Below are 25704 nucleotides of genomic sequence, written 5' to 3'. Positions count from 1 at the left end.
GTCACGGCGCGCGGCGTCCGGCCCGCGGTGGTCCGTGCCGAGGACCGGGCCGCGCGGCGCGGGCGCGCTCACGCGAGGACGCCGGTGTCGGGCGCGGTGCCGTAGTCCGGCGCGTCCGGCCCGCCGGGCGCCCCGGTCGTGCCGAGCTCGAGCCGCATCGTGTAGGCGTCGACGTCCTCGGGCTGGTAGTAGCGCTTGCGGATGCCGAGCTGCTCGAACCCGTACTTCGCGTAGAGCGCGAGCGCCGGGTCGTTGTCCACCCGCACCTCGAGGAGCACAGCGTCCGCGCCGAGCTCGCGCGAGCGCGCGACGAGCGCCTCCAGGAGCGTGGAGCCGACGCCCTGGTGCTGGAACGCCGGGTCGACGCCGAGGGTCATGACCTGGGTGACGTCGCCGTCGAACCACAGGCCCGCGTAGCCGACGACGGGCTGCGGGCCGGCGGCGTAGAGCCGCACGGGCTCCGCGGCGACGTACCAGCGCCCGAGGCCCGCGAGCTCGTCCGCGAGCATCCCGTAGGTCCAGGCGCCGCGCCCGAACAGCTCGCGCTCGAGCTCGACGACGCGGTCGAGGTCGGCGGCCTTGAGCGGCCGCAGGCGGATCTCGTAGCGGCGCGCGCTCATCGGGACCCCTCGGGCGCCGCGGCGGGCGCGGTGTCGCTCACGCGCTTGCGCGCGGCAGCCTCGTGGACGTCCGGGCGACGCAGGTACAGCGGCTCGGTCGGCTGGTCCGTCCCCGCGGCGCGGCGCGCGATCGCGAGCCGCGCGAGGACGGCGGCGTCAGGCACGAGCGGCGCGTCGTCGGCGCCGTCGAGGGCGTCGGGGTAGAGCTCGCCGCCCTCCCCCACGACGACCGCGCCGGCGGCGTGCTCGGCGACGGCGGACGCCGGCCCGACGTCGGGACCCGCGACGGTCTCCAGGACCGGCACGGCGTGCGGTCCCTCGTGCGCGACGACGCGGTAGCGCGCCCAGTACACCTCGCGGCGGCGGGCGTCGGTCGCGACGAGCAGCTCGTCGTCGGGCTCGAGGCCGAGGTCGCTCACGGCCTGTGCGGCGATCGCGTCGAGGCTCGGGACGCCGAGCACGGGGATGCCGAGCGCGAAGCCGAGCGTGCGCGCGGTGACGAGGCCGACCCGCAGGCCCGTGAAGGGCGCGGGGCCCGTGCCGACGGCGACGGCCGTGAGGTCACGGCGGTCGATCCCCGCGTCGGCGAGCGCCTCCTCGACGAGCGGGGCGAGCGCCTCGGCGTGCCGGCGGCGCTCCGGGGCGTCGCGACGGGCGAGACGGGCGCCGTCGTCGGAGACGACGGCGACGGTGACGGAGGCGGAGGTGTCGAGCGCGAGAACAGCCACGGCCCCCAGCCTACGGCCGGGACCGGGACTGTTCTCCTCGCGGGCGCTACCGGGCCAGCGCGGCGACGTCGAGGCCGGACCAGCGCACCCCGACCCCGCGCACGGACACGCGCCGCTCCCCGGCCTCCGGGGCGTCGTCCGACCGAGGGTCGACGCCACCGCGGGGGCGCTCGAGCACGATCTCGAGGCGGTCGCCCGCGAGCGCCTCCACGAGCCCGCTGCCCCACTCGACGACGGTCACCGACTCGTCCAGGCTCGAGTCGAGGTCGAGCGCGTCGACCTCGTCGAGCGAGCCGAGGCGGTACGCGTCCACGTGCACGAGCGCCGGGCCGTCACCGAGCGAGGGGTGCTCGCGCGCGACGATGAACGTCGGCGACGCGACCTGGCCGCGCACGCCGAGCCCCGCGCCGATGCCCTGCGTGAGCGTCGTCTTCCCGGCGCCGAGGTCGCCCGTGAGGATCACGAGGTCGCCCGCGCGCAGGACGCCCGCGAGGGCGCGGCCGAACGCGCGCGTCGCGTCGGCGTCGGGCAGCACGACGACGCCGTGCGCGTCGGCCACGTCGGCGGAGGGCGTCGAGGGGGTCGGGTCGTCGCTCATGCGCGGACCGTCCTTTCCGTGCTCTGCTGGTTCGGGTCGTGCGCGAGCAGCGCTCGCGCGCCGTCGTCGAGCACGTGGGTCCCCACGTGCTCGCGTGGCACGCGCGCGCCGAGGCGCGTCGTGATCTCGTAGCTGATGGTCCCGGCGGCCCGGGCCCAGTCCTCGGCGGTGGGGACGCCGTCGTGCTCGACGCCGTCGCCCGCGCCGAACAGCGTGACGACGTCGCCCGCCCGCTCGGCCGCGTCCGGGCCGAGGTCGAGCACGAGCTGGTCCATGCACACGCGTCCCGCGACGCGCAGGACCCGCCCGCCGTCTCCGGGACGCGCGCCGACGAGGACCGGACCGCCGGGCGCCCCGGCGGGCCCGCCGCCCGAGGCGTGCCGCGGGATCCCGTCGCCGTAGCCGAGGGGGACGACGCCGAGCGTCGTGTCCTGCGGGGTCGTGTAGTGGTGCGAGTAGGAGACGCCGTGCCCGCCGGGCACGCGCTTGACCGTCGCGAGGCGCGCCTCGAGCGTCATCGCGGGGCGCAGCCCGTACCGCGACGGCGGCCCGAGCTGCGGCACGGGCGTCATGCCCCACACCGCGAGGCCGGGCCGGACGAGGTCGTAGTGGGTGCGCGGCGCGGTCAGCGTCGCGGCCGAGTTCGCGAGGTGGCGCAGCTCGGGCGCGATGCCCGCGCGCTCGGCGAGGCGGACGGCCTCGTCGAGCACGTCGGCCTGCGCCCCGACGCTCGGGTGCCCGGGCTCGTCCGCGAACGCGAGGTGCGACCACAGCCCGACGACGCGCACCGCGCCCTCGGCCTGGGCGCGCGCGACGGCGTCGAGCACGTCCGGCAGGTCGGCGGGCATGATCCCGTTGCGGCCGAGACCCGTGTCGACCGCGAGGTGCACGCGCGCGGTCCTTCCCGCGGCCCGAGCCGCGGCGACGACCTCGTCGACCGCCCAGCGCGCGGCGAGCGAGACGTCGACGTCCGCCTCCACGAGCGCGCGCAGCGGGGCGCCGGGCGGGTACAGCCACGTGAGGACGCGCGCGCGGTCGACCCCGACCCCGGCGGCGCGCAGCGCGAGCGCCTCGCTCGGCTGCGCGGTCCCGAGCCACGTCGCGCCGCCCGCGAGCGCACCCAGCGCGCTCGCCACGAGGCCGTGCCCGTAGGCGTCGGCCTTGACGACGGCCATCACCTGGGCCGACGGCGCGTGCCCGGCGAGGGCGCGGACGTTGTCCCGGATCGCGGCGAGGTCCACGACGGCGCGGGCCGGGTACGCGTGGGGGTCAGGGGCGCCGGCGGGTGCGCCGGGCGGGGTCGTGCGCTGGGTGTCGCTCACGGTGGACGATTCTCTCACCCGCCCCCGGCGGACGGTCGAGCGGTCGCCGGTCGGCCGGGCCGGGGCGTCACCGCTCCGCTCACCACGAGCCGAGCACGCGGTCCGTCTCGAAGCGGCGCTCGCGGCCCGTGAGCGGGTCGGCGAACGCGAGCGAGCGCGAGACGAGCTGGAGCGGGCGGGTGTAGTCCTCCGGGGCGACGTCGTACGGCTCGGGGTAGAAGTTGTCGTGCACGATCGGCACGCCGAGGCGCGCCATGTGCAGCCGGAGCTGGTGCGTCTTGCCGCTGCGCGGCTCGAGCCGGTAGCGCGCGAGCCCGCGGGACGGGTCGGCCTCGATCACGTCGACGCGGCTCTCCGCGTTGGGCTCGCCGTCGACCTCCTCGGCGCGCATGACGCCGCGCCGCTTGACGATGCGGCTGTGCACGGTCGCCGGCAGCTCCAGCGCCGGGTCCCACGGCGCGACCGCCTCGTACGTCTTGCGCACCTCGCGCCGCGCGAAGAGCTCCTGGTACGCGCCCCGCACCTGCGGGCGCAGCGTGAGGAGCAGGACGCCGGCGGTCACGCGGTCGAGGCGGTGCGCGGGGCTGAGGTCGGGCAGGTCGAGGTCGCGCCGCAGCCGCACGAGCACCGAGCGCGCCACGTACGAGCCGCGCGGGATCGTCGCGAGGAAGTGCGGCTTGTCGACGACGAGCAGGTCCCGGTCGCGGTGCAGCACGCGGACCTCGAACGGTACGTCGGGCTCTACCGGCGGGTCCCGGTAGAGGAACACGAAGCCGCGCGGCTCGTACGGGGTGGTCGCGTCGACCGGCCGGCCGCGCCCGTCGACCACCTCGCCCGCCGCGACCTTCTCGGCCAGGCGGGTCGCGTCGTCGGGGAAGCGGTGGCGCACGTAGTCGAGCGTGCGCGGGTACCGCGCGACGCTCTCGGCGTCGTGCGGCAGCACGAGGCGCGTCGGGTTGAGGCCGTCGCGCACGGGGAGGGGGACCACGTCCACCACGGTACCGGCGTGGGTCCCGCGCTCAGCGCGCGGCGAGCAGCTCCGCGACGACGGCGGGGACCGCGTCGGCGACGTCGAGCGCCGCGACCGGACCGCCCGGGTTCGCCCGCTCCGCCGCGAGCCCGTGCACGACGGCAGCCACCGCAGCGAGCTCCGCGGCCAGCCCCGGTTCCCGGACGACCCGCGCGGCGTGCGCCGCCAGCACGGTGCCGAGGATCCCCGCGAGCACGTCCCCCGCCCCCGCCGTCGCGAGCCAGGCCGGCGCGTCCGCCTGGGACCACGCGCCCTCCGGCCCGACGACGACGGTCGCCGACCCCTTGAGCAGCACCGTCGCACCGGTGGCCTCGTGCGCGCGCCGCGCCCACCGCAGCGGCTCGGCCTCGACGTCGGCGCGCGTCAGGTCGTCGCCGCGCGACCGCAGCAAGGTCGCGAGCTCCCCCGCGTGCGGCGTGAGGACGACCGACGGCGGGCAGCGGTCGGGCAGCAGGGACAGCGCCCCGGCGTCGACCACCACGGGCACCCGCTCCCCCACGACGTCCGCGGCGAGCTCGCCCGTCGCGGCCGCGAGCGCGGACCGGACCCGCTCGTGCTGGCCGCCGTCGTCCACGGGGTCGTCGTCCGGTCCGGGCACGGGCGGCACGCCGGGTCCGAGCACCCAGGACTGCACGCGTCCGGCGGCGGGCACCACCTCGGGCCGGGCCGCGAGCACCGCACGCGTGACGTCGTCGGGCCCGCGGTAGCGGACCATGCCCGGGCCGGTCCGGACCGCGGCGTCCGCGACGAGCACCGCGGCGCCCGGGAAGGTCGGCGTACCCGCGACGACGCCGACGACGCCGCGCGTGTACTTGTGGTCGGTCGGCCCCGGCACGACCCAACGAGCCGCGACGTCTGCACGCTCGAGGCGTCGCACGACGGGCCGCGGCGCGCCGCCACCCTCGGCCGGAGCGCCCAGGCGCAGCCCGATGTCCACGACCGCGCCGTGCCCGGCGAGGTGCGTCGCGGGCGGCAGGAGGAGCCCGGGCTTGGCCGCACCGAACGTCACCGTGCGGTCGGCCCGCAGCACCGGTCCGGGGACCGTGCCGTCGTCGACGCCCACCCCGCTCGGCGCGTCGACCCCGACGACCCAGGGGCGCCCGCGCGCGCCCGACCCGGAAGAGCGCCCGCCGCCGTCCCCGGGCACGCCGTCGCCGCCGGGCTCCCCGCCCGCGTGCGCGTCGCCGTCGAGCACCGCGGAGACGTGCCGCACGAGGTCCGCCGCGACACCGCGCAGCGGTCCACGGGCGCCGATGCCGACGAGGCCGTCCAGCACGACGTCGGCGCGCGCGACCTGCGCGGCGACCCGGTCGGCGACGTGCGGGTCCAGGTGGTCGTGCGGCCCGCCGGCGCGCGTCGTGTCGTCGGGACTGCCGACGAGCACCTCGACGCGGCCGCCCGCGTCGAGGAGCGCGGCGAGCCCGCCCGCGTGCGCGTGCTCGCCGGTGAGGACGGCCAGCACGTCGACGCCGCGGCGCGCGAGGTACGCACCCGCATGGAGCGTGTCCCCGCCGTTGTTGCCCGACCCCACGAGCAGGACCGCCCGCGCCCCCGTCACGCGCCCGTCCCGACGTCCGCCGTCGGGCAGGGCGACCGAGCGCCGTCGCGCCAGGTCGCGCGCGACGATCGTCGCGAGCGCGAACGAGGCACGCTCCATGAGCGGGACGCCCGAGGCGAGCAGCGGTTCCTCGGCGGCACGCACGTCGGCCGCGGACCAGGCTTCGATCATGACCTCATCCTGCCGACCCCGTACCCGGGTCGCCTCCGCGGACCGCCGCAGGGTGAGACGGCGGACGGCGCAGGGCGGCTCTCCGCGTGGCCCCGCATAGGGTGACGACCATGCGATTCGGACTCTTCATCCCCCAGGGCTGGCGCTACGACCTCGTCGACGTCGCGCCCGAGGACCACTGGAAGACCATGCTCTCCCTCCTGCACTACGCCGACAACGCCGCGGCGGGCGAGCCCCTGCCGGGCGGCGAGTTCGCGTGGGACGGCGTGTGGGTCTACGACCACTTCCACACCACGCCGACCCCGAGCACCGAGGCGACGCACGAGGCGTGGACGCTCATGGCCGCGTTCGCGGCGGCGTCGCAGCGCGTGCGCCTCGGCCAGATGTGCACGTGCATGGCGTACCGGGACCCGACGTACTTGGCGAAGGTCGCCGCGACCGTCGACCACGTCTCCGGCGGCCGGCTCGAGATGGGCATCGGCGCGGGCTGGTACGAGCACGAGTGGCGCGCGTACGGGTACGGGTTCCCGAGCGCGGGCGAGCGCCTGCGCGCGCTCGACGAGGGCGTCGAGATCATGGCGCGCATGTGGCGCACGGGGTCGTCGGGCACGTTCGAGGGCCGGCGCTACCAGGTGGACGGCGCGCTGTGCTACCCGCAGCCCCTCCAGCGGGTCGTCGTGGACGGCGAGGGCGCGAAGCCGAGCATCCCGCTGTGGATCGCGGGCGGCGGCGAGAAGAAGACGCTGCGCATCGCGGCCCGGCACGCGCAGTACACGAACTTCGACGGCTCGCCCGAGGGGTTCGCGCACAAGTCCACGGTGCTCGAGCAGCACTGCCGCGACCTCGGCCGCGACTTCGGCGAGATCACGCGCTCGGCCAACTACAACGTCGTCATCGGCGAGACCGAGCAGGACGTCGCGGACCGGCTGGACCGGATCGAGGAGCACGCGCGGCGCTGGTTCCCCGAGAAGGCGGACGACAACGTCGCGTCGTGGCGGAACGGCCCGCTCGTCGGGACGCCGGAGCAGATCGTCGAGACGCTCACGGGTCTGCGCGACCAGGGCCTCGGCTACGCGATCGGCTACTTCCCGTTCGCCGCGACCGACCGCGACCAGCTCGAGCTCTTCCAGCGCCAGGTCGTCCCGGCCCTCCAGTCCTGACCGCCGCACCGTGTGGGCGTGAGAAGGGCCCGGTTCTCGGCCGAGAACCGGGCCCTCTTCATGCCCACAGCACGCTTCGAGGCGGTCAGCCCTCGGCGACGACCATGGCCGAGGCGATGCCGGCGTCGTGGGAGATGCTCAGGTGCCAGGCGGTGATACCGAGCGCGTCCGCGCGCGCCGCGACCGTGCCCGAGATCTCGACCTCCGGCGGGCCTCCGACGACCCGATGGACGGTCGCGTCGTGCCAGCGCATGCCCGCGGGAGCCCCCAGCGCCTTGGCGATGGCCTCCTTCGCGGCGAACCGCGCGGCGAGCGACGCGGGCGGCAGGTCGCGCTCGGCGGCCGTGAACAGCTTCTCCCGGAGCCGGGGGGTCCGCTCGAGGGTCTCCATGAACCGCGCGACGTCCACGACGTCGATCCCCACGCCCTTGATCATGGGCCCACCCTACGACCGGGCGCCCGCCCTGCCGGCCTCCCGACCAGGCGACCGAGGCACCACGGCCAGGTGGTCCTGGCTCGTCCGGGAGACCGGACGAACCAGGACCACCTGAACGGCGTGCGACGGGTTCGGCGGAGGGTTACTCGACCGTGACCGACTTCGCGAGGTTGCGCGGCTGATCGACGTCGAGTCCCTTGGCGGTCGCGAGCGCCATCGCGAAGATCTGCAGCGGCACGACGGCCAGCAGCGGCGAGAGCAGCGTGGGCGACTCGGGGATCCAGAAGATCTCGTCCGCGTAGGGGCGCACGGCGTCGTCCCCGTCCTCGGCGATGACGAGCGTCCGCGCCCCGCGGGCCCGGATCTCCTGGATGTTCGAGATGACCTTGGAGTGCAGGCCCTCGCGGCCCTTCGGCGACGGTACGACGACGAACACCGGCTGGCCCTCGTCGATGAGCGCGATCGGCCCGTGCTTGAGCTCGCCCGCCGCGAATCCCTCCGCGTGGATGTACGCGAGCTCCTTGAGCTTGAGGGCACCCTCGAGCGCGACGGGGAACCCGACGTGCCGGCCCAGGAACAGCACCGACGAGGCGTCCTTCATCGACCGGGCGGTCGCGCGCACGTACTCGCCGCGCTCGATGACGGTCTGGATCTTGCGCGGCATGTCGCGCAGGTCCTCGAGGATGGCCGAGATCTCGTCGGGGAACTTGTTCCCGCGCAGCTGCGCGAGGTAGAGGCCCAGCAGGTACGCGGCGGTGATCTGCGACAGGAACGCCTTGGTCGAGGCGACCGCGATCTCCGGCCCGGCGTGCGTGTAGAGCACGGCGTCGGACTCGCGCGGGATGGTCGACCCGTGCGTGTTGACGATCGAGACGACCTTGGCGCCCTGCTCGCGCGCGTGACGCACGGCCATGAGCGTGTCCATGGTCTCGCCGGACTGGGTCACGGCGACGACGAGCGTCTTCTCGTCGACGATCGGGTCGCGGTAGCGGAACTCGTGCGCGAGCTCGACCTCGACCGGGATGCGGCACCAGTGCTCGATCGCGTACTTCGCGACGTGGCCCGAGTACGCCGCCGTGCCGCACGCGACGACGATGATCTTGTCGACCGAGCGGAGCACGGCCTCGTCGATGCGCAGATCGTCGAGCACGAGCTTGCCCGACGGGTCCGTCCGGCCGAGCAGCGTGTCCGCGACGGCGTGCGGCTGGTCGTGGATCTCCTTGTCCATGAAGGACGAGAAGCCGCCCTTCTCCGCCGCGGCGGCGTCCCAGTCGACCGTGTAGCGCTTGGCCTCGGCCGGGTTGCCGTCGAAGTCGGTCACCTCGACCGACGTCGGGGTGATCGTGACGATCTGGTCCTGGCCGAGCTCGAGCGCCTCCTTGGTGTGGGAGATGAACGCCGCGACGTCGGAGCCGAGGAAGTTCTCCCCCTCGCCGAGCCCGACGACGAGCGGCGAGTCGTGCCGAGCGCCCACGACCGTGTCGGGCGAGTCGGCGTGGACGGCCAGGAGCGTGAACGTGCCCTCGAGGCGGCGCGCGACCCGTCCCATCGCGAGCGTGAGGTCCTTGGTCTCGCGGTAGGCGCGGGCCAGGAGCTGCGCCGCGACCTCGGTGTCCGTCTCCGACCGGAACTGCACGCCCTCGGCGAGCAGCTCGGACTTGAGCGTCGCGAAGTTCTCGACGATCCCGTTGTGGATGACCGCGAGGCGGTCGTCGTCCGCGAGGTGCGGGTGGGCGTTCGTGTCGGTCGGGCCGCCGTGCGTCGCCCACCGCGTGTGCCCGATCGACGCGGTCGCCGCGGGGAGCGGGTGCAGGTCGATCTCCTCGACGAGGTTCGCCAGCTTGCCCGACTTCTTGGCGAACGCGACGGCGTCGATCCCGGGCGCGACGAGCGCGACCCCGGCCGAGTCGTAGCCGCGGTACTCGAGCCTGCCGAGTCCTTCGAGAGCGACGTCGAGGGGTCGCCCCGAGGCCTCTCCGACCATGGTTCCAGGGCCTACGTAGCCCACGATTCCGCACATGGTGATCGAGTCTAGCCACCGACGTGCGCCACTCCGGAGCCGCACGAACCCGCGGTTTTTCGTGAGGTCCGCTGCCTAAAGCGCCCCCGCGGGCGAACGACGCCCGACCCGGTGAGGGTGGACCTCGTGCCCACCGTACGGATCGGTCTCTCAGGATGGCGGTACGCCCACTGGCGCGGCCCGTTCTACCCGCCCGGCCTCCCCCAGCGCCGAGAGCTCGAGCACGTCGCGTCCGTGTTCCCCGCGGTCGAGCTCAACGGGTCGTTCTACTCGCTGCAACGCCCGTCGTCGTTCGTCGCGTGGCGCGAGCAGACGCCCCAGGGGTTCACGTTCGCGGTCAAGGGACCGCGCTTCGTCACCCACATGAAGCGGCTGCGGGACGCGCGCACGCCGCTCGCCAACTTCTTCGCGAGCGGCGTCCTCGCCCTCGGCGACCGCCTCGGGCCGGTGCTGTGGCAGCTCCCGGCGCGCACGACCTTCGACCCCGAGCGGCTCGACGAGTTCCTCGCCCTCCTGCCCCGCACGACGGCCGAGGCCGCCCGCCTCGCCGGCGACCACGACGACCGCCTGCGCGCACCCGCCTGGACCGACGCGGACGTCGACCGTCCGCTGGTCCACGCGCTCGAGCCACGCCACGAGTCCTTCGCGCGCGACGAGGCGCTGGACCTCCTGCGCCGGCACCGGGTGGCCTTCGCGATCTCGGACGGTGCGGGCCGCTGGCCGCTCGTGGAGGCGGTCACGAGCCGCCTCGTGTACGTGCGGCTCCACGGCGACCAGGAGCTGTACACGAGCGGCTACCGGCCACGCGTCCTCGACGCGTGGGCCGAGCGCATCCGGGCCTGGTGCGAGGCCGGTCACGACGTCGAGGTCTACCTCGACAACGACGTCGACGCCCACGCCCCGGCCGACGCTCTCGCCCTCATGACGCGGCTGCCGGACCTCGCGCTCGCCGGCCCCGGCCCCGCCGTCGAGCCCGCGCCGCGTCGTCGTCGTGCCACGCACCCGGAGCGCGGCGCTGGAGCCGGTGCGCGCTGAGCACCCCTCCCGCGACGTTCGCGAGGCCGGGCGTGGCGCGACGTGTCCGAGGTCGACCGCTCGCGCTCCTCCGGGCTGCCGGTACCGGAGTCGAAGGCCCTCGTGCACCAGCACCGCCGCGGATCCGGCAGAATCGGCCGGGTGTCCTTCCCCGTCGACGACCCGTCCGACCTCCTGCCGGCCCATCTCGCGGCACCGTCGTCCTCGCCGTACGTCGACCTCGACCGCGCGGTGTGGAGCCGCCTGTCGGAGTCGACGCCGCTCCCCCTGACGGACGACGACGTCACCCGGCTGCGCGGTCTCGGCGACCCCATCGACCTCGCGGAGGTCGACGCCGTCTACCGCCCGCTCTCGCGCCTGCTCAACCTCTACGTGACCGCGACGTCGGGGCTCCACGAGGCGACGTCGACGTTCCTCCGGGAGGAGACGGGCAACACGCCGTACGTCATCGGCGTCGCGGGGTCGGTCGCGGTGGGCAAGTCCACGACCGCGCGCGTCCTGCGCGAGATGCTGGCCCGCTGGCCAGAGACGCCGCGCGTGGAGCTCATCACGACCGACGGCTTCCTCTACCCCAACGCGGAGCTGGCCCGCCGCGGTCTCATGGACCGCAAGGGCTTCCCCGAGTCCTACGACCGCCGGGCGCTCATCCGGTTCCTGTCCAAGGTCAAGGCGGGCCACGCCGAGGTCAAGGCACCCGTGTACGACCACCTCACGTACGACATCGTGCCCGGGGCGGAGGCGGTCGTGCGCAAGCCCGACGTGCTGGTCGTCGAGGGGCTGAACGTCCTCCAGCCGGCCCGGCCGAGCGCGCACGACGAGTCCACGGTCGCGGTCTCCGACTTCTTCGACTTCTCGATCTACGTCGACGCCCGCACGCGCAACATCCGGCAGTGGTACGTCGACCGGTTCCTCGCCCTGCGCCGCACGGCGTTCGCCCGGCCCGAGTCGTACTTCCGCCGCTACGCCGACCTCACGGACGAGCAGGCGGTCGAGAAGGCCAGGTCGATCTGGGACGCGATCAACGCCCCGAACCTCGAGCAGAACATCCTGCCGACGCGCGGCCGCGCGACGCTCGTGCTCACCAAGGGCTCGGACCACTCGGTCCAGCGCGTCCGGCTGCGCAAGCTCTGAGCCTGCGCGACGCCGTGGCGGGCGGCACCCGTCACGGGGATCCGGCGGGCGGCCGCTCGGCTCAGGCGCCGGGTGCCGCGCCGGGCGTGCGCGGCGTGCCCGGTCCGCCCGCGCTCCCCGACGGTGACGGCCCCGGCGCGCCGGACGACACGCCCTCCTCGGCGCCGGTCGCCTCGACCCCGGTCACCTCCGTACCGGTTCCCACCGTGCCGGTCACGTCCGCGCTCGTCCCCTGCAGGGCCCGGTCGCCGCTCGTCGGCGCCGCGGGCACGGGGACCACCACCGGGAGCTCGCCCCGGTGCCGCGCGCGCATCATGAGCACGCGGTCGATGACGAAGCCGGTAGCCACCCCGAGGACGACGCCGACGACCATCGCGAGGAGCGGCTCGTGGCCCAGCCACTGGGCCGCGACGAGACCGATGAGGACCGAGTACACCGCCCACGTGACGGCCGCGATCCCGGAGAACGCCATGAAGCGGCGGCGCGGGTACCCCACGGCGCCGGCCGTCATGTTCACCGCGACGCGGCCGATGGGGATGTAGCGCGCGGCGAGGATGAACGACGCCCCGCGGTGCGCGAGCGCCCGCTCCGCCCAGGCCACGGCCTTGCGGCCCCGCGGTGAGCGCAGGAACCGGACGCGGTCGGTGCCGATGGCACGGCCGATCGAGAACGCGATCTGGTCGCCCGTCCACGCGCCCGCCGCGGCGACCAGGAGCACGAGCAGCAGGTTCGGCTCGCCGGTCGCGTGCGCGGACACGGCGAGCGTGATGACGACGGACTCGCTCGGGATGGGCGGGAAGAACCCGTCGATCGTCGCGAAGCCGAACAGCGCGGGATAGATCCACGCGGACGCCGCGAGGGCGAGAATCCAGGTCTCCAGATTCTCCAGGAAGGTCGACACGGCGTCGGGCAACGGCGTCCTCGTTCGTCGGCTGGCGGGGAGGCCAGGCTGGCGGCGGCGGCAGGTCGGGCGTCCTGCGCCATGACTAGCCTACGGAGCGCGACGACCTCGACCATCAGGGAAACCCCCGGTTCACCCCTGAGGATTCCCGCCCGGCAGCGCCGCGCCCGGTGACGAGTCTTCCGTGCCGCGGCCGACGACGTCGTCATCCCGACGAACGACTTCTCGCGACGAGAGCGTACGTCGTGAGGACCAGGGCCCTCCGCCCGCTCAGACGTCGCGCCGGCGCGGGCGTGGCGTCCCCCGCAGCGGCTGGGCGGTGCCCGGGTCCTGCGGCCACGCGTGCTTGGGGTAGCGGCCCCTCAGCTCGGCGCGCACCTGCGGGTAGCCCTGCACCCAGAACGAGGCCAGGTCTGCCGTGACCGCGGCCGGGCGGCCCGCCGGGGAGAGCAGGTGCAGCAGCACGGGCACGCGCCCGTCCGCGACGCGCGGCGTGCTCGCCCAGCCGAACGTCTCCTGGAGCCGGACGGCCAGCACCGGCTGGTCCTGCGCGTAGTCCACCGCGACGCGCGACCCGCTCGGCACCTCGAGCCGCTCGGGCGCGAGCGCGTCGAGGCGGGCGGCCTCGGGCCACGGCAGCAGGCGGCGCAGCGCGCCCGCGAGGTCCGTGCTCCTGCCCCGCGCGACGGCAGGGACGTCAGGGCCGAGCCAGGCGTCGAGGCCGTCGAGGAGCGCGTCGTCTCCCACGTCGGGCCACGGGTTCCCCATCGCGCGGCGCAAGAACCGCAGGCGGTCGCGCAGCCGGAGCGCGCCGTCGGACCACGGGAGGCTCTCGAGACCGTCCCGGCGCAGCCCGTCGCGCACGGTCGCCACCAGGAGGGCCGCGGGCGGGTCGCGCCACGGCTCGCGCGCGAGCTCGATCGCGCCGAGCGCGGTCACCCGGGCGGCGCGCACGCGCCCGCCCGACCACTCGGCGACGCCGGTCGACCGCAGCTCGGACGCGGCGGCGGCCCGCGCCGTCGCCTCGTCGACCGGCGCGGCGGACCGCACGACGGCGTCGGCCCGGCCCGCCGTCCGGTCCACGTCGGCGACCGCGAGCCACGGCGAACCCTGCAGCGGCGACCCTGGGGGCAGCCGTGCGCCGGCCCCCGAGACCAGGAGGTACGTCTCTCCGCCCGGCCGCAGGCGGGCCAACCGGTCGGGGTGCGCGAGCGCGACGACGTGCCCGACGGCGGCGTCGTCGGCCGGCCCGCGCCGTCCACCCCGCTCCGCTCCCCCGACGGCGTCGTCCTCGGACGTGGCGGCACGCGCCACCCGCTCGAGCCGGTCCCGCTGCGCGGCCCACGCGCCGGAACCCGGACCGCCGCGGCGCAGCGCGCGCAGCGCGGCCGGCAGGTCGGCCCCCGGCACGCGCACGTCCTCCGAGAGCAGCGCCACGACCTCCGCGGCGCGCTCCGCACCCACCTCGGGGACGGCGTCGAGCAGCGCCCGCGCGCGCCGCGGGTCGGCGGGGACGGCGGCGATGCGGCGCCCGAGCGGCGTCACCCCGTCCGGCCCGACGGCCCCCAGCCCGTGCAGCACGTCGCGCGCGGCGGCCCAGGCGGCCGCGGGCGGCGGGTCCAGCAGCGCGAGCCCCGCGCCGTCGGGGCTGCCCCAGCACGCGAGCTCGAGCGCGAACCCGGTGAGGTCCGCCGTGCGGATCTCCGGCTCCGGGTGCCGCGCGAGCCGCGCGTGGTCGCCCTCCGACCAGCACCGGTACACCGCCCCCGGCCCCTCGCGCCCGGCCCTGCCGGCGCGCTGCTCGGCGCCCGCCCGGCTGACCGCCACCGTCACGAGGCCGGGCAGCCCTCGGCGCACGTCCGTACGCGGCTCGCGCGCGAGCCCGGCGTCCACCACGACCCGCACGCCCGGGACGGTGAGGGACGACTCCGCGACCGCCGTCGAGACCACGACCCGGCGCCGTGGCCCGGGTTCGAGCGCGCGGTCCTGCTCGCGCGGGGGCAGGCGGCCGTGCAGCGGACGCACGTCCACGTCGGACAGCCCGCGTGCCAGCAGGCCCGCGACGGTGTCCACCTCGCGCGCGCCCGGGACGAACACGAGGACGTCGCCCGTCCGCTCGCCCAGCGCGCGGCGCGTGGTGGCGACCACGTGGTCGAGCAGCGCCGGCGCAGTGCCGCGGGCGTCCGTGCGCGAGCCGCGCCCGGGGCACCAGACGACGTCGACCGGGTGGAGCCCGCCCTCGACCGCGACGACCGGCACGGCCCCCGAGCCCGTGGCGAGCGCCTCCGCCGTCCTCGCCGCCTCGACCGTCGCGGACATCGCGACGAGCGCGAGGTCGTCGCGCAGGTTCTCGCGCACGTCCGCCAGGAGCGCGAGCGCGAGGTCGTCCTCGAGGTGGCGCTCGTGCACCTCGTCGAGCACGACCCCGGCCACGCCCGGGAGCTCGGGGTCGCGCTGGAGCCGGCGGACGAGCGTGCCCGTCGTGACGACCTCGACCCGGGTACGTCGCGACGTCCGCGACTCGCCTCGCACCGTGTAGCCGACGGTGCCGCCGAGGTCCTCGCCGAGCAGCGACGCGAGCCGCCGGGCCGCCGCCCGGGCTGCGAGCCGCCGGGGCTGCGTCACGACGACACGCCCGCCCGGGGCGTCCCCCAGGGCGACGGCGAGAGCCGGTGGCACCAGGGTCGTCTTGCCCGTGCCGGGCGGTGCCTGCACGACGACGGCCCCCACCGTCCGCACCGCGGCGACCACGTCGGCGAGGTGGTGCCCCACCGGCAGGTCGGGCGGGGCGGCGAGGAGTCGGGTCAACGGGTCCACCCCCGTAGTCTCCCGCGCCGACGCTCCCGTCCCGCGCCGCTCAGGGCCGCGTGGCCCGGTCAGCCCGCCTCGCGCGAGGCGCCCGGGAGCCGCGCGACCCCGAGCGTGGACGAGAGGGTGCGCAGGTCGGCTCCGTCGACGTACAGCTCGCCGCGCAGGTGGTCCGTCTCGTGCTGGACGATCCGCGCCGCCCACCCGGTGAGCACGTCGTCGAACGGCTCGCCCGCCTCGTCCTGCCCGGTGAGGCGCACCGAACGGGCGCGCGTCCGCTCCGCCTGCCAGCCGTGCACGGAGAGGCAGCCTTCGAAGAAGGTCCTGGTCTCGTCGCCGACGGCCTCGTACCGCGGGTTGACGAGCACCCGGAACGCGAGCGGCGGGCGCTCGCGCTCGTCGTCCGCGTCAGGGGTGCCCGGGTCCTCCACGACGGCGACCGCGAGCCCGATCCCGACCTGCGGCGCCGCGAGGCCCACCCCGGGCGCCGCGTGCATCGTCGCGCGCATCGCCTCGAGGAACCGTGGCAGCACGTCGCCGAGCTGCCCGGCGTACGGCACCGCCGGCGTACGCAGCACGGGCTGACCCGCCTGCACGATCGGCAGGACGCCGTCGTCGTACGCGTCGAGGAGCGCGACCACGTGCTCGCGCAGCGCCTCGTCGACCCCCTGCCGCACGCCCGCCGCCCGCCCTGTGGCGCTCACAGCGCGAGCCGGTCCCGCACGACGCCCGCGAGCCGTGCGGCGACCGCGTCGGCCTGCTGCTGCGTCGCGGCCTCGACCATGACGCGCACGAGCGGCTCGGTACCCGACGGGCGGAGCAGCACGCGACCCGTCTCGCCGAGGGTCCGCTCCGCGTCCGCGACGGCGGCGAGCAGCGCCTCGTCGCTCGACGCGCGCGCCTTGTCCACGCCGGAGACGTTGAGGAGGGTCTGCGGGAGGCGCTGCACGACGCTCGCCAGGTCGGCGAGCTTCTGGCCCGTCGCCCGGACGCGCGCCGCGAGCTGGAGGGCCGTGAGCACGCCGTCACCCGTGGTCGCGTAGCGCGACAGCACGATGTGCCCCGACTGCTCGCCCCCGAGCCCGTAGCCGTGGGCCCGCATCTCCTCGAGGACGTACCGGTCCCCGACCGCCGTCTGGACGGTCGTGATCCCCGCGTCGCGCATCGCGAGCAGGAGGCCCAGGTTGCTCATCACCGTCACGACGAGCGTGTCGTGCGGGAGCTCGCCCTCGTCCTTGAGCGCGAGCGCGAGGACGCCCATGATCTGGTCGCCGTCGACGACGGTACCGCCGTGGTCGACCGCGATGCAGCGGTCGGCGTCGCCGTCGAACGCGACGCCGAAGTCCGCCTCGGACGCCACGACGACGGCCTGGAGCTGCTCCGGGTGGTTCGAGCCGCACGCGGCGTTGATGTTGCGGCCGTCGGGGCTCGCGTTGATGACGACGACGTCCGCGCCGGCCGCACGCAGCGCCGCGGGGCCGACGTCGCTCGCCGCTCCGTTCGCGCAGTCGACCGCGATGCGCAGGCCCGCGAGCGGCTTGTGGTCCTCGTCGGCGCCGATGCTCGCCATGAGGTGCTCGACGTACGCGCCGCCCGCGCGACCACGGTCGGGCGAGATGCGGCCGACCGTGCCGTGCGTCGGGCGCTGCCACTCCTGCCCGAGCAGGCTCTCGATGCGGTCCTCGACCGCGTCGTCGAGCTTGACCCCGCCGCGCGCGAGGAACTTGATCCCGTTGTCCTGCATCGGGTTGTGCGAGGCCGAGATCACGACGCCGAAGTCGACGTCCATGGTGCTCGTCAGGTACGCGACGGCCGGGGTCGGCAGCACCCCCACGTCCTTCACGTCGACGCCCGCGCTCGCGAGCCCGGCGATGAGCGCCGCGCCCAGGAACTCGCCCGAGACCCGCGTGTCACGCCCCACCACCGCGCGCGGACGGTGCCCCTCCTCCTGCCCGCTCGCGAGCACGCGAGCCGCCGCGACGCCGAGGTCGAGCGCGAGCTCGCCCGTCACGTTGCCGTTCGCCAGCCCGCGCACCCCGTCGGTGCCGAAAAGCCGTCCCATGGAAAGTCCTTCCTCGACCGGCCGTACGTCGACCGTACGACCGCCTGCCCTGCCACGCCCTCCACGGGGCTTGGTCACCGTCCCTCACAAACGACGTCGGCCCCGGTGGACGAGGTCCACCGGGGCCGACGAGCGCACAGCGCGGATCAGCGCTTGGAGTACTGCGGTGCCTTACGAGCCTTCTTGAGACCGGCCTTCTTGCGCTCGACGACGCGGGCGTCGCGAGTGAGGAAGCCGGCCTTCTTCAGCGCGGGGCGGTTGTGCTCGGCGTCGATCGCGTTGAGCGCACGCGCGATGCCGAGGCGCAGCGCACCGGCCTGGCCGGAGGTGCCGCCGCCGCTGATGCGGGCGACGACGTCGAAGCGACCCTCGACGTCGACCAGCTTCAGCGGGGAGTTCACGAGCTGCTGGTGAACCTTGTTCGGGAAGTAGTCCTCGAGCGAGCGCCCGTTGATCTTCCACTGCCCGGTCCCGGGGACGAGGCGCACGCGCGCCACGGCCTCCTTGCGGCGGCCCAGGGCCTGGCCGGGGGCGGTGATGCTCTGGCCGCGGCCCGTGGGGGCGGCGGACTCAGAGGTGTAGGTGCTGGGCGTCTCGTCGCCCAGGGTGTCGGTGTCGACGGTGGTCTCGGCCACGGGTGGTGTCCTCGCGTCTCTCTGTGCGCTACGCCTGGGCGGCGATTACTGCGCGACCTGGGTGATCTCGAACGGCTTCGGCTGCTGCGCGGCGTGCGGGTGCTCGGCACCCGCGTAGACCTTGAGCTTGCCGAACTGGGCGCGACCGAGGGTGGTCTTGGGGAGCATGCCGCGCACGGCACGCTCCACAGCACGCTCGGGGTGCTTGTCGAGCAGGTCGCCATAGGCGACGGCACGCAGACCACCCGGGTACCCGGAGTGGTTGTAGGCCATCTTCTGCTCGCGCTTGTTGCCGCTCAGGGCGACCTTGCCGGCGTTGATGACGATGACGAAGTCACCGCCGTCGACGTGCGGAGCGAAGGTCGGCTTGTGCTTGCCGCGCAGCAGGGTGGCCACGTGGGTGGCCAGGCGGCCCAGGACGACGTCGGTCGCGTCGATGACGTACCAGTCGCGCTGGACGTCGCCGGGCTTCGGGGTGTACGTACGCACGGTCGTAGCCTTCGTTTCTGTCTCAGAATGTCTTCTTCGGCCGCTGAAGCGTGCGGCCGAGAGGGCAGGTCGTTGCGCGGCGGGCTCGGTCGACACCCGCTCCTTGGCCGGCAGCGAGTGGGCGCGCTAGCGACACGGGTGTCGTGAGATGAGCACAACGACTCACCAGACTACCCGCGAGGCAGGCCACCGGTCAAAGCGGCGGGAGCGGTGGGCAGGCCGGTGGCCGGGCGCTCGACCACGCACGTCGCGCAGCGGGTCGAGCGCGCGACGTGCACGCAGTCCGGGCAGTACAGGCGCAGCGTCCGGCAGCTCGGGTCGGCGCAGTTCTCGTACTTCGCCGTCGCCGCCCCGCACCCCGTGCACGCGCCGAGCGGGGCCGACCCCGGGCCGAGGTCGACGTGCATGCGCTCGTCGAACACGTAGAGGGATCCCTCCCACAGCCCCTGCGACCCGAACGCCTCGCCGTACCGCACGACGCCGCCGTCGAGCTGGTACACCTCCTCGAAGCCGCGGGCGGTCAGGAGCGCGGACAGCACCTCGCACCGCACGCCGCCGGTGCAGTACGTGACGACCGGCCGCTGCTTGAGGTCGTCGTAGCGGCCCGAGTCGATCTCGGCGACGAAGTCGCGCGTCGTGGCGACGTCCGGCACGACCGCCCCGCGGAACCGCCCGATCTCCGCCTCGAACGCGTTCCGGCCGTCGAACATCACGACGTCGTCTCCCCGCTCGGCCACGAGGTCGTGCAGGGCCTGAGGGCTCAGCCGCGTGCCGCCCCCCACGACACCGCTCTCGTCGACCACGATCTCGCCCGGGACGCCGAAGGCCACCAGCTCGGGACGCACCTTCACGGACAGGCGCGGGAAGTCCCGTCCCGTGCCGTCGGACCACTTGACGTCGATGCCCTCGAAGCCGGGGTACTGCCGGGTGGTCTTCACGTACTGCTTGAGGTCCTCGACCGTCCCGCCCAGCGTCGCGTTGATCCCGTGCTCCGCGACGATCACGCGGCCCGTGAGGTTCCACCGCTCCCCCAGCGCCCGCTGCCAGAGCTGCACCGCGCGCGGGTCGGGCAGCGGCGTGAAGGCGTAGAAGAGCACGATCTTGTGGACGGCCATGCCCACCAGGATAGGGACGGCGGCGCCCGCCCCCAGCACGCGGCGGCTAGCGCGCCCGCTGCACGCGCTCGACGTCCCAGACCGGCTCCGGCGCCTCGACGACCTCGCCGTCGCCGCGGAACACCAGGTAGCGGTCGAACCCGCGCGCGAACCACCGGTCGTGCGTCACGGCGAGCACCGTGCCCTGGAACGCCGCGAGGCCGGCCTCGAGCGCCTCGGCCGAGTGCAGGTCGAGGTTGTCCGTCGGCTCGTCGAGCAGCAGGAGGGTCGCGCCGTCGAGCTCGAGCAGGAGGATCTGGAACCGCGCCTGCTGCCCGCCCGAGAGGGTCTCGAAGCGCTGCTCCGCCTGGCCGACGAGCTCGTAGCGGTCGAGCGCGCGGCTCGCGCCCTCGCGCCCCATGCCCGCCCGGTGCCCGTCGCCGCGGTGGAGGATCTCCAGGAGGGTCCTCCCGCGCAGCTCCGGGTGGTCGTGGTTCTGGGCGAACCAGCCCGGCCGCACGCGCGAGCCGAGCACCGCGCGGCCCGTGTGCGCCACGGGGTCGGGCCGGACGCCGTCGGAGGTCGCGGGATCGGGCACCACCCCGGGCTCGGGGTCGCTCCCGCCGGCCGCGAGCAGCCGCAGGAAGTGCGACTTGCCCGACCCGTTCGAGCCCAGCACCGCGACGCGCTCCCCGAAGAAGACCTCGAGGTCGAACGGCCGCATGAGGCCGGTGAGCTCCAGCTCCTCGCACGTCACGGCGCGCTTGGCGGTGCGACCGCCCGTGAGGCGCACGGTGACGCGCTGCTCGCGCGCGATCACCTCCGGGGGGCCCGCCTCCTCGAACTTGCGCAGGCGCGTCTTCGCCGCCTGGTACCGGCTCGCGAGCCCGTCGTTGTAGGCGGCCTTGGTCTTGAGCGTATGCACGAGCTCGCGCAGCTTGGCGTGCTCCTCGTCCCAGCGCCGCGCGAGCTCCGCCAGGCGCTCGCGCCGGTCCGCGCGCGCCTGCGCGTAGGTCGCGAACCCGCCGCCGTGCACCCAGACCGTCCCGCCGCCGGGCGTCGGCTCGAGCGTCGCGACCTGCGTCGCCGTGCGGGACAGCAGCTCGCGGTCGTGCGAGACGTACAGGACCGTCTTGGGCGACGCGACCAGCCGCTCCTCGAGCCAGCGCTTGGTCGGCACGTCGAGGTGGTTGTCCGGCTCGTCGAGCAGCAGGACCTCCTCGGGCCCGCGGAGCAGCGCCGTGAGCGCCAGGCGCTTCTGCTCGCCGCCGGACAGCGTGCGCACGTCGCGCCACTGCGCCTTCTCGAACGGGACGGAGAGCACCTCGTCGGTCACCTCGTCCCACGCCGCCTCGGCGTCGTAGCCCCCGACGTCGGCCCAGTCCGCGAGCGCCTGGGCGTACCGGAGCTGGGCGGGCTCGTCGTCGACCGTCATGATGCCGTGCTCGGCCTCGGCGAGCTCGAGCGCCGCCTCCTTGACCGCGGCCGGCGCGAGCTCGACGAGCAGGTCGCGCACCGTGCGGTCGTCGTCGATGCGCCCCACGTCCTGCCGCATGACGCCGAGGCCGCCGCTGCGCACGACCGCCCCGCCGTGCGGCGCGACGTCGCCCGTGACGATGCGCAGCAGCGTCGACTTGCCGACGCCGTTCGGCCCGACGAGCGCGACGCGCGCGCCGTCCGCGACGCGCAGGCTCACACCGTCGAGGAGCGTGCGCCCGTCGGGCAGGTGATACGTGACGTCGCTGAGGTCGAGGTGTCCCACGAGGCCATCGTCCCCCGGCGGGACCCGCCAGGTCACGCGGATTCCGCGCACCCCCACCCGCTCCGGCGTCGGCCCGCCCCGAGCGGGACGACCGGCGTCGGCCCCGGGCTCAGCGCCGGCCGCCCCCGAGGAGGCCGCCCAGGCCGCCCAGCAGGTCCCCGAGGCCTCCCCCGGAGCCACCGGAGCCGCCGCCCAGAAGGCCGCCGAGCAGGTCGCCCAGACCGCCACCGCCCGCGCTCTCCTGCGCCGTCGACGAGGAGCCCGCGCCGGAGCCCTTGCCCCCGAGCTGCTTCGCGAGGAACGCCAGCGCGATCGGGGCGAGCGCGGGCAGCACCTTCGACAGCAGCCCCTGCTGCGTGCCCGTCGAGTCCGCGAGCTGCGCGACGACGGCCTCCTCGTTCGACCCGAACACGTGGCGGACGATCTTCTCGCCGTCGGCGGTGTCCACGTCGTCGAGGTTCACCCCGCCCTCGACGAGCGACGGGTCGTGCTGCGTGAGGGCCTTGCCGAGCGACGCCGCGCCCGCAGGGTCCTGCGCGTTCGCCTGGAGCCCGCCGAGCAGGGCGGGGAGCGCCGCGCCCACGGCCTGCTGCGCAGTCGCCTCGTCGACGCCGAGCCGACCGGCGAGCTGGTCGAGCGGGATGGTGGACAGGATGTCGTCGATGCCGGCCATGGTGGTCCTCGGTTCTCGGGCTCGTTCACGGGGTGGCCGCGACGCGCACGACCCGTCCCACGGTATCGCCGGCGGCACGTCGGTGCAGGTCGGGGCGCAGATGCTGCGTCCGACCGCACGAGGTGACACTGTGGACGCATGAGCGAAGACACCACCGGCACCAGCCCGGACCCGGAGACCGGCGCCGAGGGCGACAACGACCAGCTCCAGGCCGAGGACACGCTGCTCGACCGCGGCGTGGACGACGTCCTCGACGAGGGCTACTCCCCGCCCGACCGCCCGCGGAAGAACCACTTCGGCGAGACGCCGTGGGAGGAGGTGCACGGCGAGACGCTCGACCAGCGCCTCGCCGAGGAGGAGCCCGAGGAGTGGGACCGGGACCCGCTCGAGCGCCCCGACGACACCCGCTCGGGCCGCCTCGTCGCCGACCCCGACGCGCTCGACGGGCGCCAGAACGACACCTACGCCGACGACGAGGGGATCTCCGGGGGCGCCGCGGGCGCCGAGGAGGCCGCCGTGCACGTCGTCGAGGAGCCGTGACGGCGTAGCCCCACGGTGCTCAGCCCGGGTCGCGCGACGCGCCCTCGTCCCAGACGTCCTCCTCGTTCCGGACGGCGCGGATCCGGTCGGCGCGGGCGGCCAGCTCGTCGTCGGGCGGGTACGTGACCTCCTCGAGCACGAGGCCGTGGGCCGGGACGACGCCGGCGCCCGCGTCGCGCCGTCGGCTCGCGAGGAGCTGCGCGGGCCAGTCGACGCCGCGCCGGCCCTCGCCCACGGCGAGCGACGCGCCGACGAGCGCGCGCACCATGTTGTGGCAGAACGCGTCCGCGCGGACGTGCGCGACGACGAGGCCCGCGTCGGGCCCGTCCGCGGGACGCGACCACGACAGGTGCTGGAGCTCGCGGATCGTCGTCGCCCCGGGCCGGGGCTTGCAGAACGCGGCGAAGTCGCGCACGCCGAGCAGCGGCCGCACGGCGGCGTCCATCGCGGCGACGTCGAGCGGGCGCCGGTTCCACAGGACCCACGCCCGCCGCAGCGGGTCGCGCTGCACCGGGTCGTCCGCGACCCGGTACGTGTACGCACGGTGCAGGGCCGAGAACCGCGCGTCGAACCCGACGGGGGCCGGCGCCGCGCGGTGCACGACGACGTCCCCCGGGAGCACCCCCCCGAGCCGCGCGACGAGCGCGTCGCCGGGGGTGCGGTCGGAGCGCCCGGGCAGGGCGTCCCACTGGTCCCGCGTGAGGTCGACGTGCGCGACCTGGCCGCGCGCGTGCACCCCCGCGTCGGTGCGTCCCGCCACCGTCAGGCGGGGCGCCGGGCCGCGCAGGAGCGTCGCCAGACCGTCCTCGATCGCACCCTGGACGGTCCGCAGCGCGGGCTGGCGGGCCCAGCCGGCGAAGTCCGTCCCCTGGTAGGCGAGGTCGAGGCGGACGCGCACGACGCCGTCGGGCGGCTCGTGCCGGTCCGTCGCCGCGGCGTCCGGTGCGGTGCCTGACGAGGTGCCCGACGAGGCGCCCGACGAGGTGCCCGGTGCTCCGGCGGGGGTGGCAGGCCGGGCGTCGGGACGTGCGTCGGGGGGTGGGGCGTCGCTCACGGGAGTTCACCGTAGTCGCCCGGCCGTGCGGTGCGCGCGCCGTCTGCCTACGCTGCCGCACATGACCGGCGACCGCGCTGACGTCCGCACCCTCGCCGTCGACTGCGGCGGCGGGGGGATCAAGGCGAACGTGCTCGACGCGTCGGGCACCGCGCACGCCGCCGCCGTCCGCGTCCCCACGCCCTACCCGCTGCCGCCCGGGCTGCTCGTCGAGACGATCGCCGAGATCGCGGCCACGCTGCCCCGCGCCGACCGGGTCACCGTCGGCATGCCCGGCATGATCCGGCGCGGCGTCGTCGTGCACACGCCGCACTACGTCACGCGCAGCGGCCCGCGCTCGCGCGTGGACCCCGCCCTCGTCGAGGCATGGACGAGCTTCGACGTCCAGGCCGCGGTGGTCGCGCGCCTCGGCGTGCCCGCCCTGGTGCTCAACGACGCCGAGGTGCACGGCGCCGGCGTCGTCGCGGCGTCCGGGCTGGAGCTCGTGCTGACGCTCGGGACGGGGCTGGGCTCGGCGCTCTTCGACGGCGGACGGCTCGCGCCGCACCTCGAGTGGTCGCGCGCGCCGGTGCGCCGCGGCACCACCTACGACGAGTACGTCGGCGAGCCCGAGCGGCGCCGGCTCGGCAACGGGCTGTGGTCGCGGCGCGTCCTCACGGTCGTGGAGGGTCTGCGGCCCGTCTTCTGGTGGGACCGGCTGTACCTGGGCGGCGGGAACTCGCGCCAGATCACCCCGAGCGTCCTCGACCGCCTGGGCGACGACGTCGTCGTCGTGCCCAACTCCGCGGCGCTCGTCGGCGGGGCACGCGCCTGGGCCCTGACGCCCGCCTGACCGCGTCAGCGCGCGACCGTGCGGCGCGGCCCGAGGTGCGGCCGCGCGGCCCCACCCTCCTCGGCCGCCGGTCCGTCCCTCACGACCACGCGGTGGGCGTCGAGCAGGACCCGGTTGAACGCGACGGGTGCGTCGAGGCTCACGAGGTGCCGGGCGCCCGGCACGACCACGAGCCGCGCGGGCGCTCCCCCGCGCCGCGCCGCCTCCACGAAGCCGCGCTCGCCGAACCGGAAGTGGTCCCACCGGCCGTTGACCAGCCACACGGGCGAGTCCGTGGCGGCGAGGGCGGTCACGGGGTCGACCGCCTCGACCTCGCGCAGGATCGCGCTCATCACGTCGAGCGCGAAGCCGCCCGCCGCGAGGTCGGCCGCGCCCTGCGGCGTGAGCGCGCGGTCGACGAGCGCCCGGTTGAGCCCCGCTCCGCCGTCGGGCAGCCGCTCGATGCCGCGCGCGAGGAGGAGCCAGCCCCCGCGCAGCCGCGTGGCGGGCGGGGTCGAGCACGCGGCGGCCACGAGGCCGACGACACGCTCGGGGTGCCGCGCCCGCGTCTCGATCGCGACGTAGCCGCCCAGCGACAGGCCGACGACGAGCGCGCGGCCGCCCACGTCGTCGATCCCGGCCGTGACGGCCTCCACGGCACCGTCCAGGGTGAACGGCTCGCCCCGCCGCGCCCCGTGCCCCGGCAGGTCCACGGCGAGCGCGTCGACCCCCGCACGGCGCAGGGCCGCGAGCTGGTCACGCCACATCGACCGCGACGTGCGCGAGCCGTGCACGAGGACGACGGGCGGCCACGCCGCCCGCCCCGTACCGGCGGTGGTGTCATCAGGAGGCACGCGTCGACCCTAGGTCGCGGCGCGGCCGTGCGCTCGACCGGGGGCCTGCTGTCGGGCAGACCGCGCCTCGGACGACACCATCCCGCTCGGTGTCGGGGGACGTCGCGGACCCCGCGAGGCGCGGACCACGGGACCGCGGACCCGGGGACGGCGCAGGGCCCGGGACCATACGGTCCCGGGCCCTGCGGCGTGGGGTCGCGGAGGACCCCGAG

24 protein-coding genes are annotated in these 25704 nt (G+C 75.7%); 5 read left to right on the top strand and 19 right to left on the bottom strand.

Annotated features, from left to right (window positions below):
- Positions 1-68: 68 nt before the first annotated feature.
- The 6 genes from rimI to CCE02nite_RS04565 form a co-directional block, all read right to left on the bottom strand.
- Positions 69-620 carry a ribosomal protein S18-alanine N-acetyltransferase gene (gene rimI / locus CCE02nite_RS04590; protein ID WP_141388499.1) on the bottom strand — a complete coding sequence of 184 codons (552 nt, stop codon included), beginning with the start codon at positions 618-620 and terminating at the stop codon, positions 69-71.
- Positions 617-1348 carry a tRNA (adenosine(37)-N6)-threonylcarbamoyltransferase complex dimerization subunit type 1 TsaB gene (gene tsaB / locus CCE02nite_RS04585; RefSeq protein WP_141388498.1) on the bottom strand — a complete coding sequence of 244 codons (732 nt, stop codon included), beginning with the start codon at positions 1346-1348 and terminating at the stop codon, positions 617-619. Before tsaB ends, rimI begins: the two co-directional genes overlap by 4 nt.
- Before the next feature lie 46 nt (positions 1349-1394).
- Entirely contained in the window at positions 1395-1946 is a 552-nt protein-coding gene (gene tsaE / locus CCE02nite_RS04580) for a tRNA (adenosine(37)-N6)-threonylcarbamoyltransferase complex ATPase subunit type 1 TsaE (RefSeq protein ID WP_141388497.1), read from the bottom strand.
- Positions 1943-3268 carry an alanine racemase gene (alr, locus tag CCE02nite_RS04575; protein WP_174774884.1) on the bottom strand — a complete coding sequence of 442 codons (1326 nt, stop codon included), beginning with the start codon at positions 3266-3268 and terminating at the stop codon, positions 1943-1945. Before alr ends, tsaE begins: the two co-directional genes overlap by 4 nt.
- A 79-nt stretch (positions 3269-3347) precedes the next feature.
- Positions 3348-4256, bottom strand: coding sequence for a pseudouridine synthase (locus CCE02nite_RS04570; RefSeq protein WP_308463679.1), 909 nt, complete (start codon positions 4254-4256; stop codon positions 3348-3350).
- A gap of 31 nt (positions 4257-4287) precedes the next feature.
- Positions 4288-6027, bottom strand: a complete 1740-nt coding sequence (locus CCE02nite_RS04565; protein WP_141388494.1) for a bifunctional ADP-dependent NAD(P)H-hydrate dehydratase/NAD(P)H-hydrate epimerase — start codon at positions 6025-6027, stop codon at positions 4288-4290.
- A 110-nt stretch (positions 6028-6137) separates the two neighbouring features.
- On the opposite strand from CCE02nite_RS04565, the gene CCE02nite_RS04560 reads away from it, so the two are divergent.
- Positions 6138-7187 carry a TIGR03560 family F420-dependent LLM class oxidoreductase gene (locus CCE02nite_RS04560; protein WP_141388493.1) on the top strand — a complete coding sequence of 350 codons (1050 nt, stop codon included), beginning with the start codon at positions 6138-6140 and terminating at the stop codon, positions 7185-7187.
- Positions 7188-7272: 85 nt separating this feature from the next.
- Here the strand turns inward: CCE02nite_RS04560 and CCE02nite_RS04555 are convergent, their stop codons facing one another.
- Both CCE02nite_RS04555 and glmS read right to left on the bottom strand, forming a co-directional pair.
- Positions 7273-7623: a holo-ACP synthase gene (locus CCE02nite_RS04555; RefSeq protein ID WP_141388492.1), complete on the bottom strand. Its 351-nt coding sequence runs from the start codon at positions 7621-7623 to the stop codon at positions 7273-7275.
- Between the two features lie 142 nt (positions 7624-7765).
- The gene (gene glmS, locus CCE02nite_RS04550) at positions 7766-9643 is read right to left on the bottom strand and encodes a glutamine--fructose-6-phosphate transaminase (isomerizing) (protein WP_141388491.1); all 1878 of its coding nucleotides are present in this window, start codon (positions 9641-9643) and stop codon (positions 7766-7768) included.
- A gap of 126 nt (positions 9644-9769) precedes the next feature.
- Here glmS and CCE02nite_RS04545 point away from each other — a divergent pair, with 126 nt between their 5' ends.
- Both CCE02nite_RS04545 and coaA read left to right on the top strand, forming a co-directional pair.
- The gene (locus CCE02nite_RS04545; RefSeq protein WP_141388490.1) at positions 9770-10678 is read left to right on the top strand and encodes a DUF72 domain-containing protein; all 909 of its coding nucleotides are present in this window, start codon (positions 9770-9772) and stop codon (positions 10676-10678) included.
- 141 nt (positions 10679-10819) lie between these two features.
- Positions 10820-11809 (top strand): type I pantothenate kinase, encoded by a 990-nt coding sequence (coaA, locus tag CCE02nite_RS04540; RefSeq protein ID WP_141388489.1) that lies wholly within the window; start codon positions 10820-10822, stop codon positions 11807-11809.
- Positions 11810-11870: 61 nt separating this feature from the next.
- On the opposite strand, the gene CCE02nite_RS04535 is transcribed toward coaA, so the two are convergent.
- The 9 genes from CCE02nite_RS04535 to CCE02nite_RS04495 form a co-directional block, all read right to left on the bottom strand.
- The gene (locus CCE02nite_RS04535) at positions 11871-12722 is read right to left on the bottom strand and encodes a DedA family protein (protein ID WP_218027024.1); all 852 of its coding nucleotides are present in this window, start codon (positions 12720-12722) and stop codon (positions 11871-11873) included.
- Positions 12723-12980: 258 nt separating this feature from the next.
- Entirely contained in the window at positions 12981-15527 is a 2547-nt protein-coding gene (gene hrpB, locus CCE02nite_RS04530) for an ATP-dependent helicase HrpB (RefSeq protein WP_174774883.1), read from the bottom strand.
- A 59-nt stretch (positions 15528-15586) separates the two neighbouring features.
- Positions 15587-16222 (bottom strand): peptide deformylase, encoded by a 636-nt coding sequence (locus tag CCE02nite_RS04525; protein ID WP_255318630.1) that lies wholly within the window; start codon positions 16220-16222, stop codon positions 15587-15589.
- Positions 16219-17580 (bottom strand): phosphoglucosamine mutase, encoded by a 1362-nt coding sequence (gene glmM / locus CCE02nite_RS04520; RefSeq protein ID WP_053369630.1) that lies wholly within the window; start codon positions 17578-17580, stop codon positions 16219-16221. The genes CCE02nite_RS04525 and glmM overlap by 4 nt, the downstream gene beginning before the upstream one ends.
- A 146-nt stretch (positions 17581-17726) precedes the next feature.
- A complete protein-coding gene (rpsI, locus tag CCE02nite_RS04515) occupies positions 17727-18215 on the bottom strand; it encodes a 30S ribosomal protein S9 (protein WP_047234563.1) in 489 nt (162 codons plus the stop codon).
- Between the two features lie 45 nt (positions 18216-18260).
- Positions 18261-18704, bottom strand: coding sequence for a 50S ribosomal protein L13 (rplM, locus tag CCE02nite_RS04510; protein ID WP_047234564.1), 444 nt, complete (start codon positions 18702-18704; stop codon positions 18261-18263).
- 170 nt (positions 18705-18874) lie between these two features.
- Entirely contained in the window at positions 18875-19819 is a 945-nt protein-coding gene (gene trhO / locus CCE02nite_RS04505) for an oxygen-dependent tRNA uridine(34) hydroxylase TrhO (RefSeq protein ID WP_141388488.1), read from the bottom strand.
- Positions 19820-19865: 46 nt separating this feature from the next.
- On the bottom strand, positions 19866-21560 hold the full coding sequence (locus CCE02nite_RS04500) for an ABC-F family ATP-binding cassette domain-containing protein (RefSeq protein ID WP_141388487.1): 1695 nt from the start codon (positions 21558-21560) through the stop codon (positions 19866-19868).
- A 109-nt stretch (positions 21561-21669) separates the two neighbouring features.
- Positions 21670-22233, bottom strand: coding sequence for a DUF937 domain-containing protein (locus CCE02nite_RS04495; protein WP_141388486.1), 564 nt, complete (start codon positions 22231-22233; stop codon positions 21670-21672).
- A 138-nt stretch (positions 22234-22371) separates the two neighbouring features.
- On the opposite strand from CCE02nite_RS04495, the gene CCE02nite_RS04490 reads away from it, so the two are divergent.
- Positions 22372-22773 carry a DUF5709 domain-containing protein gene (locus tag CCE02nite_RS04490; RefSeq protein ID WP_141388485.1) on the top strand — a complete coding sequence of 134 codons (402 nt, stop codon included), beginning with the start codon at positions 22372-22374 and terminating at the stop codon, positions 22771-22773.
- Between the two features lie 19 nt (positions 22774-22792).
- Here CCE02nite_RS04490 and truA read toward each other — a convergent pair whose 3' ends face one another.
- Positions 22793-23671, bottom strand: a complete 879-nt coding sequence (gene truA / locus CCE02nite_RS04485) for a tRNA pseudouridine(38-40) synthase TruA (RefSeq protein WP_218027026.1) — start codon at positions 23669-23671, stop codon at positions 22793-22795.
- Positions 23672-23888: 217 nt separating this feature from the next.
- On the opposite strand from truA, the gene CCE02nite_RS04480 reads away from it, so the two are divergent.
- Positions 23889-24659, top strand: a complete 771-nt coding sequence (locus tag CCE02nite_RS04480) for an ROK family protein (RefSeq protein WP_141388483.1) — start codon at positions 23889-23891, stop codon at positions 24657-24659.
- A 5-nt stretch (positions 24660-24664) separates the two neighbouring features.
- Here the strand turns inward: CCE02nite_RS04480 and CCE02nite_RS04475 are convergent, their stop codons facing one another.
- Complete coding sequence (locus CCE02nite_RS04475; protein ID WP_255318629.1) at positions 24665-25492, bottom strand: alpha/beta fold hydrolase; 828 nt, start codon at positions 25490-25492, stop codon at positions 24665-24667.
- Positions 25493-25704: the final 212 nt, after the last annotated feature.

It is taken from the genome of Cellulosimicrobium cellulans, from assembly GCF_006539945.1.
Classification (GTDB): Bacteria; Actinomycetota; Actinomycetes; order Actinomycetales; family Cellulomonadaceae; genus Cellulosimicrobium; species Cellulosimicrobium cellulans.
This window is presented reverse-complemented; position numbering and strand designations above follow the sequence as displayed.